The organism is Desulfotomaculum sp. (assembly GCF_982386235.1).
Genome location: NZ_CEVWQM010000020.1, coordinates 29,854 through 44,076, shown reverse-complemented (window position 1 = coordinate 44,076; position 14,223 = coordinate 29,854). Strand labels below are relative to the sequence as shown.

13 protein-coding genes are annotated in these 14,223 nt (G+C 40.9%); 4 read left to right on the top strand and 9 right to left on the bottom strand.

Features of this window, described 5'->3' with window-relative positions; all coding sequences use genetic code 11:
- Positions 1–21: 21 nt before the first annotated feature.
- From AC1U9Z_RS12530 to AC1U9Z_RS12490, 9 genes are all read right to left on the bottom strand, one after another.
- A complete protein-coding gene (locus AC1U9Z_RS12530; RefSeq protein WP_333529262.1) occupies positions 22–1,338 on the bottom strand; it encodes a replication-associated recombination protein A in 1,317 nt (438 codons plus the stop codon).
- Between the two features lie 246 nt (positions 1,339–1,584).
- Positions 1,585–2,298: a hypothetical protein gene (locus tag AC1U9Z_RS12525; RefSeq protein ID WP_333529261.1), complete on the bottom strand. Its 714-nt coding sequence runs from the start codon at positions 2,296–2,298 to the stop codon at positions 1,585–1,587.
- Between the two features lies 1 nt (position 2,299).
- Positions 2,300–3,586 (bottom strand): sulfite exporter TauE/SafE family protein, encoded by a 1,287-nt coding sequence (locus AC1U9Z_RS12520; protein ID WP_333529260.1) that lies wholly within the window; start codon positions 3,584–3,586, stop codon positions 2,300–2,302.
- A gap of 195 nt (positions 3,587–3,781) precedes the next feature.
- Positions 3,782–5,074, bottom strand: a complete 1,293-nt coding sequence (locus AC1U9Z_RS12515) for a hypothetical protein (protein ID WP_333529259.1) — start codon at positions 5,072–5,074, stop codon at positions 3,782–3,784.
- A 486-nt stretch (positions 5,075–5,560) separates the two neighbouring features.
- Entirely contained in the window at positions 5,561–6,277 is a 717-nt protein-coding gene (locus AC1U9Z_RS12510; protein WP_333529258.1) for a hypothetical protein, read from the bottom strand.
- Complete coding sequence (locus tag AC1U9Z_RS12505) at positions 6,277–7,560, bottom strand: sulfite exporter TauE/SafE family protein (RefSeq protein WP_333529257.1); 1,284 nt, start codon at positions 7,558–7,560, stop codon at positions 6,277–6,279. Before AC1U9Z_RS12505 ends, AC1U9Z_RS12510 begins: the two co-directional genes overlap by 1 nt.
- A gap of 151 nt (positions 7,561–7,711) precedes the next feature.
- A complete protein-coding gene (locus tag AC1U9Z_RS12500) occupies positions 7,712–9,076 on the bottom strand; it encodes a hypothetical protein (RefSeq protein ID WP_333529256.1) in 1,365 nt (454 codons plus the stop codon).
- 392 nt (positions 9,077–9,468) lie between these two features.
- Entirely contained in the window at positions 9,469–11,268 is a 1,800-nt protein-coding gene (locus tag AC1U9Z_RS12495; RefSeq protein WP_333529255.1) for a vWA domain-containing protein, read from the bottom strand.
- 37 nt (positions 11,269–11,305) lie between these two features.
- Complete coding sequence (locus AC1U9Z_RS12490) at positions 11,306–12,142, bottom strand: AAA family ATPase (RefSeq protein ID WP_479957591.1); 837 nt, start codon at positions 12,140–12,142, stop codon at positions 11,306–11,308.
- 209 nt (positions 12,143–12,351) lie between these two features.
- Between AC1U9Z_RS12490 and AC1U9Z_RS12485 the strand changes: the two genes are divergently transcribed.
- The 4 genes from AC1U9Z_RS12485 (at position 12,352) to AC1U9Z_RS12470 (ending at position 14,045) form a co-directional block, all read left to right on the top strand.
- Positions 12,352–12,630, top strand: a complete 279-nt coding sequence (locus AC1U9Z_RS12485; protein ID WP_333529253.1) for a hypothetical protein — start codon at positions 12,352–12,354, stop codon at positions 12,628–12,630.
- Between the two features lie 120 nt (positions 12,631–12,750).
- Positions 12,751–12,996 (top strand): hypothetical protein, encoded by a 246-nt coding sequence (locus AC1U9Z_RS12480; protein ID WP_479957589.1) that lies wholly within the window; start codon positions 12,751–12,753, stop codon positions 12,994–12,996.
- 272 nt (positions 12,997–13,268) lie between these two features.
- Entirely contained in the window at positions 13,269–13,544 is a 276-nt protein-coding gene (locus tag AC1U9Z_RS12475; RefSeq protein ID WP_333529251.1) for a hypothetical protein, read from the top strand.
- Between the two features lie 57 nt (positions 13,545–13,601).
- Positions 13,602–14,045 (top strand): hypothetical protein, encoded by a 444-nt coding sequence (locus tag AC1U9Z_RS12470; RefSeq protein ID WP_333529250.1) that lies wholly within the window; start codon positions 13,602–13,604, stop codon positions 14,043–14,045.
- The last annotated feature ends 178 nt before the right edge of the window (positions 14,046–14,223 follow it).

Sequence of the window (14,223 nt, the reverse complement as noted above, 5' to 3'; positions counted from 1 at the left end):
TGTAATTCCCTGTCTAAAAGATTATTCCTTTTTGCTTTTTAGAGACAAGCGTTTTTTTATTAATTTTTCCCTACCCTGCTCCGTAGGTCTATAATAGGTTACTCCCTGTAAAGCATCCGGCAGATACTGTTGTTCCACATAATGTCCAGGGTAGTTATGGGGGTATTTATACCCAGTATGCCCCAGCTCCCTGGCACCTCTGTAATGAGTATCTTTAAGGTGAAGTGGTACCCTGCCTGCAGCTTTATTCTTAATATCTCCCATGGCTTCATCAATGGCTGCTATGACACTGTTACTTTTTGGTGCCGTGGCTAAATAAAGAATACATTGGGCAATGGGAATGCGAGCCTCTGGCAGGCCAACTGTTTCCAAGGCATTCCAAGCAGCATGGGCCATCAACATAGCTTGGGGATCAGCCATACCAATATCCTCGGAAGCGTGAACAATTAAGCGGCGAACGATAAAGCGCTGATCCTCACCTGCGGCAGTCATTCTTGCATAATAGTGCAGGGCCGCATCCGGCGCAGAACCTCGAATGCTTTTAATAAAGGCCGATATCACATCATAGTGATTATCACCAGACTTGTCATAGCGAATATAGCGTTGCTGGGTGGAGTCCTCCGCCACTTCCAGGGTAATGTGGCGGCAACCATCCTCTGAGGGTGCCGTTGAAAGCACCGCTAGCTCCAGGGCGTTGAGAACATTTCTGGCATCCCCACCAGACATTTCGATAAAGTGTGTTACCGCATCCTCCGCAAGCTGCACCCGGTACATACCCAAACCATTTTCTTCATCCATAAGACTACGCTGAATCAATTGTTTTAGGTCATTGGAGCTGTGTTCCGCCAATTGAAATATCCTGGAACGGCTCAATAGTGCCCCATTAAGCTCAAAATAAGGATTTTCTGTGGTTGCCCCGATAATAGTAACCACACCCTTTTCCACCGCTTCCAGCAAACAATCCTGCTGAGCCCCTCTTTTTAAGGCATGAATCTCATCAATAAAAAAAATGGACCGTTGGCCGTAGAAATTTAAGTTATCTTGGGCCTTTTTTATTTCTGCACGAATCTCTGCTACCCCGGCAGAAACCGCATTAATTTTAACAAAGTTAGCCTTCGTCATTTCTGAAATAATGGTGGCTAAGGTGGTTTTGCCACTGCCCGGTGGACCATACAAAATAATGGACCCTAACTTATCGGCCTCAATGGCGCGGCGCAGCAACCTCCCTTTACCCACAATGTGTTCCTGACCAATAAAGTCATCCAGGTTCCGAGGTCGCATTCTTTCGGCCAAAGGGGCAGCCTGTAAGCTGCTTCTGGATGAGCTAAATAAATCCATAAATTCACCTCGTTTAAACTAAAAATAACCGCTCGTAAGCTGGATTAACCGTACACTGATAAAATACTATGGGATATTGCATCAGCGAGGGGGGATAACTAGCCCTGATAATTTGACGGGTTTTATCATTCTCTCAAAAATATATCACTACAATATTACCAGATTCGTAATCATCTTGCCATTTATCGTCACTCTGAAGGCCAAAAAAAAACACCCTGGCAGGCACAGGGTGTTTGGAGTATTTCGTTACGCTTCTTTCTTGGCACTCTTGGTCATCGTAATGCCAAAGCCGCCACAGATGTAGTAGATTGCAAAGCCGTACCAGAGGGTGTAAACCATATAGAAGATTAACAGGAAGGTCATAACGCCTTTGTTATCTTTAACAAATTTGGTCTCTACCCCATAGTAGTTATAGGCGGGCTCGATAACTTTTTTCTGATAGGTTTGCAGGTAGATTGACTCTTGGAATTTTTGCTGTTTTTCCAGATCCTTAGAGATGGCTTTGGTAATACTGTACCAACGATTCGTGGCATCTCTGGGATCGGTGTTATATTTTTGCTGTAAAACATCACCTTTGTTATCATACATTACGACACAATCTTCGGAGATATTAGCCAGCAGTTTGCCAAAATCGGTCTTCAAAGAGATTTTTTCTTGATCCACATTTATTACAGCACCATCAACCTTTTGCATGGCAGCGGCCCATCTCTCAGCCTGATCTGCATCCTTGCCTGTGAGATTTACCTCAATTTCTGTGCCAATCCATTTTTCTGCCTTTTTCACTTCACCTTGCACAACCTCTTGGGCAGAGCCTTTGGAAATGGAGTTGAACATATCATCAGCAAATTCCAAACCGTTTCTGCCATCACCAAAGGATGGACTCATCATATAGATGTAGATACCTATGAAGGATAGTAACATAACCATTCCGATTAAAAATGATTTGCTATCTCTTATCATATTATTGGCTCACTCCTTTCCCATCGGATACTGCAGCTTCGGCAGTTTCCGCCCGTAAGGTAGGAATACCTTTGATAAAGCTTAGAATGATCCAACCAGCAAAGAGTAATATCAATCCAAAGAAGAGCCAAGTTCCAATGGTGTTAAGGACTGCACCTGTTTTAGGAGCAATACTGATATAACCCATTTGACCCATTTTCTCTGGCAGAGCAAAGGCTCTGTTAACAAAACCGGCCATAATTGCAATGGCGTAGAAAGCTCGGATGTAAATGCCGGGAACTACCTTGGTGGTAGCTGCACCGATTTGAATACCAAGCAGAGAACCAACCAGCATACCCATGGCCAGAGTATAGAAAATGTAACCGTAGATAGCATATTGGGCGATGGAACTGTAACCAGCAGTAAAGATAATTTGTAGAATATCAGTTCCCACTGTGGTGAAGGAGGAAACCCCCAGACCATATACAAACATCGGGAAGGTAACGAAGCCGCCGCCTACACCCATGATGGCTGCCAGAAAACCAGTGACGCAACCGCATAATGCTACAAACCAACCGGATATTTTACGTCCACCAGGAATAATATCCTCATCAAACTTAATCATCGGTGCCAGGTTAACCTTTTGCAGTTTAATAGCCAGGGGAGTTAATCCTACGGGACCACCGTGGGCATCACCTTGATTCATTTGACCTCTGGTCTTAATAAAGTCGTACATGGAGTAGAAACCCAGAAATCCTAGGATCACCACATAAATTGTACTGATAACAAAATCACTCATGACGGGGTTAGCATTATATAAGGATCGATTCAAAGAACCGCCACCGGTAACACCAATACCGGAACCAACCAGGAAGGCAATGGCCAGAGATACGTTAACATTCCCTAATTTTCTATGAATAACCGTACCCATGATAGCCTTAGCAAAAATGTGGAATTGGTCTGTACCTACGGCCAGAATCCCCTTTACGCCTAAGCTCATCAGGGCAGGAGTAATAACGAAACCGCCACCGGCACCAATACACCCGGTAATAAGCCCGGCGCAAACACCCACTGCCATGGACCCATAAAACATCACTGGAGTAAAGTGCGAAGGTCCAAAAGCACTTTTTCCACCCAGGAAGGAGGGTAAATCAGCGGCATGACCAATGGCTGGAATAATTAAAGGTAAACTCATGATGAGTAAAATTAATAAGTGTTTTCTGCTTCTTACGATGTTATTAGACATTTCGATTTCCCATTTTGCATGGGCTCGGGAGGCACTCATTAGGGCCTCATATAATCCTCTCATGCAGACTACTCCCTTCGAATAAAATTTTGTTTAAAAGGTGCTTGAAACTGGTTTACTGTAATGACAAATTTTCTGTTAATTCACACGAAAGTATTGATCAGTTCATAAAAATGTGCTAAAATCCAAGTTGGGAAGAATTTTATATTGACAATTTTTTAAACATCACCCCCGATCTTAGGTATTTTCTAACCTGGGTTATTGGGTTTTTATAATCTCCAAGGCTATATGACCAGAGATTATTTCTGTAGAGTAATGATAATCAGCATACATACTAATGGGTGGTATAACTAGCTGATCAGTTAAGTTCTCGTAGGGTTCTGTTTTAATCTCTACTCTATTTATCTGCCAACCTCCTTTAAATTTTTCCTTCGGTGCCCCCCAAGTGGTTGTGACAACAGAGAATGTTTTTTCCTTTAATGCAGCCTCCTTAATTTGGTATTCAAATGTATGGGTGGCCTCATGATATTGATAATTAACGATGTCTGCAAAGTCATTTAATTTTATTACCGAATCTGCCCTTTTTCGTACTGCCGATTCCCTGCTAAGCTTTCCCAATAAAATATCGGCCTTTATATTTTCTAAACCGGCAGTTACTTTTGCTAGGCTTGCTTTAAATTCCTTAACCTTTTCTTTGCTTTTTTGTTCTAACTTTGTCGTTTCAAAATAAACCACATCATTCGAATTTTCATCCTTCACTGGTTGTGCAGTTATATACTGCATTTCTTCATCGACCAGCTGCCCATTGGGGTCTAGGACGACAATATCCCCCTTTACTACTTTCAACAGCGATTTAACCAATACCCCTAGATGCTCTGCTAATTTGGCTGTATCCTCAACTACCTCAAAACTCAGCGGATTACCTTCAACGTCACATGCAAGCAGCAATTTAAAGGTTTTTTTATAATCTCTGGGTAAAAATGAATTTCCATCCATATCTACCTCAAAGGATGTTCCACTGAAAACACTTTCCACCAGATGAACAAAAACTGTGTTCGATTTGGAGTAAGTGTCTAAAATCAATTCTTTTGTACTTCTTTGGCCTATAATTTTTAATGCCTTGTAAAAATCAATGCTGTTTGCTTCGACTAACCCCATTTCTTTGCAGGCATCCTGGATTGGGATATTCGTTTCCGCTGCTACCACTACCTTTATAACCATTGCTTCTATGATTTGATATTGCTTCGGATTAAGTCTTTCTTTTAAAGCTTTCATTAATGGCGAGTTTCTAACCCTACCTGTCACCGCTGGAATCCTTGCTATTACCTCCGTGAAAATCGGTTTGCTTTGTTCCTGGGACTCTACATCTTTACAAAGTTTTTTTAAACTTTGTATCAAATCATTTATTCTTTCAGGCGAAAGGTTTTCAACACTACCAAAGTTGGCAACAACTCGTTGTTTGATTTTTCCGTTGGTACGATAATTCTCTATTAGCTTTACGTACGCATATTCCTTACCATTTTTCTTGGTAGTAATTTTTCGAAAAAACAAACCTCCACCTCCCATCATTCCGTTCATAATAGTAATATCCTAATTTCTAAGATCCTTTTGGATCATCTTTTATACTCGCACAATCTTTAGGCTTGCGCAAATAGTAGCAAATAGGTTTTATAAAGGCAAGAGCTTTTTTACACAAAAACAAAATTTTTATATTGTTTTTTAATAGTATCACTACATTTTTTAATGAAAATGCTGATTATATAAGGTATGACATAATTTTTTTGTCATTGTACATAAAGGTCAAAAAGGGTAATGTTTTCACTTGTTCCTTCATTTTTAGCCTTTGGGAAGGAAAGCTAGATGATTTTTATATGTATCAAAAAATAATATTGACAAAAAATCCTCCATATACTTTGTAGCCAAATTAACTAAGGCTTACGCCAAGTCCCCCGTACACGAAAGAGTGTCGTGCCCCAAAGGGTATGGCGTAAGCCTTTAGTGTTTCCTATCGCGTTTGATTTTTTAGAGAATTTAAAGCTATGCCTCTTGCTTTTTACCAGATTTGCTCATGGTAATTCCAAAGCCTTGACAGAGGTAGTAGATGGCAAAACCATACCACATGGTATAGACCAGATAAAACAACATCATGAAGGTCATAATACCCTTATTTTCTGACACCTGTTTGGAATCTACACCATAATAATTATAGGATGGTTCAATAACTTTTTTCTGGTACTGCTGAATGGCGATTGATTCCTTAAATTTTGCCTGTTTATCCAAGTCCTTCACAACGGCTTTGGAAATATTATACCACCGGTTCGTGACTTCCCTTGGATCTGCGTTATATTTTTGTTTTAATGCATCCCCATTATTTTGGAACATGTAGGAACAATCCTCAGAAATATTGATCAGTAATGCCCCAAGATCCCCTTTAAATATAACCGTTTTTTCTGCTTGACTAACTTCCGCACCATTTACCCTTTGCAGTGCTGCGGTCCATCTAGCAGCCTGCTCCTCGTCTGTGCCGGTTAGAGTTACATCAATAGTATTACCCTGCCAACTGTCAACCTTCTTAATTTCACCCTGGATTACATTATACACAGATCCCTTGGATATGGAGTTGAACATATCATCGGCAAATTCTAAGCCATTTCTACCATCACCAAAGGAAGGACTCATCATGTAGGCATAAATCCCCATGAAAGATATCATCATAACCAGACCAATAAGAAAAGCTTTTGTATCTCTAATCATTAATGGCCCACTCCTTTCCCTTCAGACGCGACGGACGCCTTGGCAGTTTCAGCTCGCAGGGTGGGGAGACCACGAATAAAGCTTAGGATAATCCATCCTGCAAAAACAAGAACTAAACCAAAGAATATCCAGGCACCAATATTAGCAAGTAAAGCACCGGTTTCACTGCTCATAGAGATATAACCCATCTGAGTCATTTTTTCAGGTAATGCAAAGGCCCTGTTAACAAAACCGGCTAAGATAGCGATCGCATAGAAAGCACGGATATAGATACCGGAAACCACTTTAGTGGTTGCTGCGCCAATCTGGATACCCAGCAGAGAACCAACTAACATACCCATTGCTAAGGTATAGAAAATGTAGCCATAGATAGCATATTGGGCGATGGAACTATAACCAGCAGTAAAAATGATCTGCAGAATATCTGTACCTACTGTGGTAAAGGAGGATACACCTAAACCATAGACAAACATTGGGAAGGTCAGGAAACCGCCGCCAACACCCATGATGGCCGCTGCAAAACCAACCACCGCACCACAGAAAGCCACAAACCAACCAGAGATTTTACGTCCGCCGGGAACCAAATCCTCATCAAACTTAACCATAGGAGCAAGATTAACACTTTGTAGTTTTTGGGCTAACTTAGTCATGCCGGCAGGCCCACCATGGGCATCTCCATCCGTATGTCTATTCTTAATAAAATCGTACATGGAATAGAATCCGAGGAATCCCAGCATAATTACGTATATTAAGCTAATAACAAAATCGCTGAGGACTGGGTTTGCATTAAACAAAGCACGGTTTAATGTACCCCCCGCGGTTACACCAATACCTGACCCCACCAGGAAGGCAATGGCCAGGGAAACATTTACGTTGCCAAGTTTTTTGTGAATGACAGTACCCATAATGGCCTTGGCAAATATGTGAAACTGGTCGGTACCAACTGCCAAAATACCTTTAACACCAAGACTCATTAAAGCTGGCGTAATTACAAAACCACCGCCGGCGCCAATACAGCCGGTAATTAGACCAGCACAAACACCAACTGCCATCGAACCATAGAACATCATTGGATTATAGTGAGACGGCCCATAGGCACTCTTGCCTCCAAGGAAACTAGGTAGGTCTGCAGCATGCCCAATGGCAGGAATGATTAGTGGAAGCATCATGAGTGCTAAAACAAATAGGTGTCTTCGATTTCTCATAATATTATTGGACATTTCGATTTCCCATTTAGCATGGGCTCTCGATGCGGCCATTAACGCTTCATACAAACTCCGCATATAGGTTACCCCCCTGTCTAATCTTTTGTAAAAGGTGCATTAGACGAAAATTCAAAAACCGTAGTGACAATTTTTTGTATTTAAGTATTGATTGTTCAGGCTAAAGATGATAAGATTTCTTTGACGAAAAAATAACTTTGTATTGACAAATTTAATTAATGGCCTCACCCCCCTGTGCATTTTTGTGCAGTGCGCTTTGTACTTGGGTTTTTAACATCTCAAGCTGTATATGGCCTGAGATAATTTCTGGAGAATAATGATAATCCACGTACAAATTAATGGGTGGGATATTTAATTGATCAGTTATGTGATAAAACTGGTTTGTTTTTATATGCAGTTCATTTATTTGAAGTGGCATTACTAAGTCTGAGTTAATAATACCCCAAGGCTCATTAAGCTTAGATTGCTTTTTTTGCATAAGTATTTCTTCATTTATTTCATAGTTAAAGGTCTGGATACTTTCATTAATGGAATAGGACACTAAATCCCCACACTCATTACTTTTTATTATCTGATCAGCTTTCTTTCTCACTGCCTGTTCCTTGGTCATTTTCCCCAATAAAACATCTGCTTTGATATGCTCCAAGCCTGCTGCGACCTTTGCTAATTTGGCCTTGATTTCTTTAATTTGGCTATCACTTATTTGACTATACCGGATAACTTTAATCTCATTCGTGTTATTCAGTTGCTCTGAAGTCTCCGTGATCCTTTGAGCCAAAAGATAATCTCTGTGTTCTTTCACACAGTTTTCCTCATCCAAAACTACTATTTGACTGCTTATGTGCTTATTAAGTCTGTGAATTAAGTAACTTAATAGCTCAGATAATTCCTTTTGATTGTCAGCATGTTCAAAATCCAACAAATTCCCTTGGTAATCCAAAGCCATCAAAACATAGATTTGTTTACAGTAATTTTCAGGTAAATAGACATTATTGGTCGTATCTACATCAAAGGAGTGTCCTTCAAACTGACTCTTAAAAACGTGAATGACAATGGGATTGTGAATGTTTTCATTTCCCTTAGCAAAAGCTAACCTGTCCTTAAGCAAAACCTCCTTGGTATCCTCCTCGCCAATTCTTTTCATAATATTATAGAATTGTAAGCTAGTCGTATCCACCAGGCCTAAACCCTTACATACTTCTTGTATGGGTTTTCTAACCTCACTGGCCATAATTGCCTTGACCAGTATCGCCTCAGCCATTTGATACATTTTATCTCCAAATAACGAACTCATTGTCTTTTTAATGTTACAATTGTCAATTGCTTCCCTAATTTCGTTAACTTTTGTTGTAAGTCCCACAGGAACGTCTTGATCAGACGGTTGTCTAACTTCATTGTGAAGTTTTCTAAGACTGGCAATTAAATAGTTAATTCGGTCAGAAGATAGATTCTCCATACTACCAAAATTTGCAATAACTCTTTGCTTTACCTTACCCTCTTGGCGGTAATTCTCGATTAACTTTACATAAACGTATTCCCTGCCGTTTTTCTTGGTAGTAATTTTGCGAAAAAACATAAATTCACCTCCTGTGCTGCAGATCTTTTTTTATTTAACTTGTTTTTATTTTCAATCCTAGTTTACTTTGTCATTCTCTATTTTCGGTTATGCTACCAAAAGCTTTTTTTGATTTCAAGTGTTTTTTTGCAAATAATTTAAATTTATTTTTATTGTTTTAGCTTTTTTCACGCTAAGAAACTCTTTCATGTCAGTCTAAATGCGGTCTGACATATATTATTTGTCATTACGCTGTAAAAAGTAATAATTTCCGATTTGGTCGCAAATTTTCTAAAAGCGGTTATTTATTTTTTCATTAGACATATAAATTGATTTATTTATAACTTTTATTCCACGCTATTGACAAACAAAAAGCCAGACTCCCAAAAAGAGAAATCTGGCTTTATATCAATTTACTTTTCCTCAACAAGTTTTTTTAGTAAACGACCAAATTCAGTGGTAACTGTAAAATAGTCGGACCAAGGAATAATATTTTCATAGCCATATTCCGGTGGCCTGTCCCCCAATAAAATACTAATGGTTTTGCACCCCAAGGCTTTTAACCGTTTTACTTGCTCTTTTACCAGCTTAGTTTCCGGGCCGGGATTGGGATTGCCGTCGGCAATAACAATTAATACTTTTTGCACAAAGGGTCGTCCCTCAGCCATCATCCTTAGGGCAGCATATTTTACTGCCGTACCCTCCGGTGTGGTACCCTCTGCATCGGTAACGCCAAGACGAGCTTTGTTCATTAAGTTTGGGGAGTATAGCTCATACATATTGACAGCACCTTTTAGGTTAAAACCAAAAACCCATGTTCTAATCGATTTTACCGGTTCTAAAGCTTCCACAAAAAGTGCTGCTAAATTTCTGGCCAATTCAACCCTGGAAAGCCCCTCTCCGGCAGAATAAACCATAGAGGCACTGGTATCCACCAACAGACATATATCCAGGTCTCTGGTTCTGGTATCGATAATCTCAGTACGACGGAATATTCGGTTGGAAAAACTAGCTTGATACAGGCTATCTTCATCCAATTCCCCACTGGGCAATTGATATTGATTGATAACCTGCCGGGTGTTTGCCCAACTTAAACGATTTCGCAGCCGAATAACAAAGGGATTTACAACACCCCTAGCCTGTTCATATCGCTCGGTGGCCCCCTCGCCCAATAAAGGTCTTCTAAAAACCACCATGGGTGGCGGAGGTGGCGGATAGTCAGGATCTAAGCCAGCTTCCATCAGTTCGCTCATGTTAGCAACCTGTAACTTTTCCTGACGCATATTTTGGATTAAGTTTTGTAAATCACTAGGAATGTTTGTCTTATTGCTATTGTCGCTGTTGCCTGATTCAGCCTGATGATTTCCCCTATTGTTGTAGTCCAGCAGTGAACTGGGTAAAGAATAAGCGATATCATGTTGGATCAGGTTACCAAATAATTCTTCATAAATCCTTCTACTGACGGTTCTGGTATTTAATTTCTCCAATCTAGCAGGACTGTCAATATTTATATATTTTTTTAGAAGATCCGCTACTTTGTTGACCCTAGCTACCTTGGAGGTATAACCCCTGGTGGAACGCATAACTAGCAAAAACTCAGTGGTACGAAGGTGTAATTCATTTTCCATTAAGTTTTTACGGGGTTTGTGTTCCCATTTGCCTGAATTCAGATCAAACTCATAATGACGGTATTTCCAAAAATAACCAGAATAGCCAGGATAATAAAGGGAGGTAAGTTGTTCCACATAAACATCCTCAACTACATTGCGAATGACCGCCATAAAGGAATTGCCAGGCATCTCTGTATAGTACTCCGGTTTGCTAAATTGGGCATGGGCCGCTTCATGTAGGGCCATCCCCGTAAGTACATCCACAATATCCGGCATCATGTATCCGGAGGGTGGATTATACAGCGGTTCCCCACTCAGGGCAATTTTTTTTGCCGCAAAATCTGTTCTGGATTCCTTGGAGCTAAAATCTACGGTAAATTTATTTTTTCCATGTACAATATCAACCACCCGGGAAATGGCCCCTAGGATGGCAGTCATAGCCATAGCTTGGGCATCTATATCCTCGGACCCCAACAGTTTATGGCTAAACATGGCATAGGTCTGTCCCCTATCCCCTTTGTTATTATCCAACCCCCTGCCTGTTAACCAAAAATCCGACAGGCTTTTGTTACGCCATTGTTCTCCATCATGTTCTAGCGTCACCGACTCACCTCCAATAATGAGGTTATGATTAAGTTTATTACTTTAAATAAGCTTGAATAACTTGTAAAACCGTGGTTTGTTCACTGTCTACACCGCCATCTGGGGAAAACCGATTGACAAAGGTATATTTCAGTGCAGTATTTAAAGGCTGTCCCCTTTTTATTAAGGCCGTGGCCGCGATGGCTGGTCGGAAGCCAGTGGGGCGACTGAGACTTTCCTCATGGTAAAGACTGTTTAATTTATGCGTAATTCTAGCCAACAAAAGTGCCTGTTCTTCATTTACTCCGTAAACCTTTATTAGCAATTCCGCCATGATTTCAATCGGGGGTAATTCTAGTTTGATGGTTTCAAAACGATCCTCCACCGCGGTATCTTCCATAAAGGTACCGGTGTGGCTGCGTCCACGGTTTTCCGTGGCCACAAAGATACACTGGGGATGTACCGTAATATATTGTTTCGTTTCTTCAATGTAAACTTCCCGGTTGTGGTCTAGGATGGTATAAATGGAATTGTGAATATCCGGAGTAACCCGGTTAAATTCGTCCAGGGCAATAACACCCGGCCTTTGAATGGCATTGACAAATTCTGACTGGATAAAGACAGTTTGGCCGCCAATAAACTCCCAATGACCAAACCAATCCCTGGGAGTCCGAATGGCCCCTACATTGACCCGATGAAAGGAAAGATGATGGGCATGGGCCAAACGCTTGGTAAGCTCGGTTTTACCAGTACCGGGATCGCCGGTAAGCATAACGTTAATGCCAGAAAACATGAGGTCTTGGATAACGGATAATTTCTCAGTATCAACCCAAAAATCAGGAAGAAATTCTATATTTTTTCCCCATTGATCTTTCAGATTTTGTTCTGCTGTCATAGCCAACCCTCCAGCTAATTATTTTCTCCTCAATCTAGCTTCGACATATATTTAGACATACCCTGCCGTGTAAGAAAAATGCAAGGTTTATTAAAAATACAAAATAATTTCCGCTAAAGCAAAGCCGGATGGCATGTTGCAATAAATTAAAAAAACAAAATATATCGTACCCTTCACACGGGGAAAGAAAACGCTATGGCGAAGCCATCTTGAACGCGCTGGATAACCATGTCGGCATGAACACGGCTTTTTGTTCTTCCCTATGCGAAAGTAAGAAGCACATTGAAAGAAGATTGATAAGAATGTTGAACGTTAAGAAAACGAAGAAGTCTATTGCGGTTTTAGCTGTTGTAGCAATCCTGGTAATCGGCGGCACAGGATTAGCATTGGCCGCCAGTTCGGCAGGGGACAACATTGACAATGTTATCAATGTCCATGTTGATAAACAGGCAAAAAAACCAATGATAGGGTCTACAGAAACCAAGTAAGCCATTAACGTTGATGTAAAGTCTTTAGATATTGATGAATTTGTGGCGGTAGGAGGGCCATATACCCTTGAAGAAGGCGATATAATTCTATATGACATAACGGCAGAAGGAAACGGGAATTTGAATGCCGATTTTCGCAAGACGAACGATTCGAATGACGACAAGGGATACCTCGGTGAAACCGGACTTTCAAGCAACTTTATGAAAGATTCTAATTCTTTCATCGTTCCTAAGTCATTAGCAGGCACATACTATTTGTGGATTGGAAATTTCGACGGTAAAAGATTAGACAAAAACAACAACAGCGGTGTGTTGAACAATGTAAAAGGTACGGTTGCGATAGCAGTTGAGCGCGCATCAAAATAACGACACACCGCTAACGGGTGACTGCTACACCGTGGGCGGGATTTTTGGCCACACCTTAAACGGCATCGGCATACAGTTGGGATTGTCCAGCAACCCCGTAAAATCTATCAGAAAAAACGGCGGAAAGCCTGATATGTAAGGCTTTCCGCCGTGTCGTTATAAAATCTTATACGGCATTGTAAGGGCAAAAGGCTGCGGAAAGTAATTAAAAAACAGGATTTTCTAGGTTTATGGCGAATGAATAACTGAATTGCTATTTTGGGGGTACTTGGGTGGATATAACAAGCCTTGACCAAGAATACATCTATTGGAAATATAAAGGCCAGTGGTGCGTAGCCAGGGTTCAGGTCAATGCAGCGGCGGATAAGGTTTTTTTATATCTTTGGCAGTTAGATGGAACTTTTATCTGCATGACCGCCGGAAAACAACCAGAAACAATTTTCCAATCCCAGGGCTATAAACTATGGTTACGGGAAGGACGACCCCACCTTAAAGAAAGCCTTGACCAAAAAGCAAAAACCAAGCTAGAACAGATTGAATTGTTTTAAGATGGGAATAATGTCCACAGGACTATTTGTTAAAAGATTTTTGGGAGGAGAAGATTTATGTCACAGGAACAACAATTTGATATTATTAAAGAATATGGTGGTGCTGCCTACAGCCCCGATTTCGGAGCCTGGGCGGATCTAAATTATGAAGACGATGGCAAGGAATATGCACGTACCACAATGGTTTTAGTTCACCCTGCTTGGACCGAACCCCTGGAAGCCGCCGGAGGTGAATATTCTCCCCCAAGCTGGGCCTACGACCCTGAGTCAGATATGTATCTGCTGCTGGTAAAATGGCAAAACGGTGTACGTTTACCCATTGCCTTTAGCAAAGAAGACGCAGGAAAATTGCTCTTTGATGAATACGTTAATCAATCCTTTGACATTATGATTTCTAACAAACAATTGTCTGGCGAAATTAGTGAAGACGGCAGTTTAAAATTCCACGTAATTTGGGATGCCAAATTCAGCAAATCACCCCAGGCAGCTTGGCCGGAATAAATATTCAGCGGGGACGGTTTTTGAAGGAAACAATCGGAAGTTTTACATTAAACAAGGCCAAACTACCAGATATTATCTGATGGTTTGGCCTTATGTGCTTACATACAATAGCGGGCCACCGGTTTTTGGCATATCTTCGTTTCGTTCATACCAATTTCATCAGAAGGCAGTGTGCCGC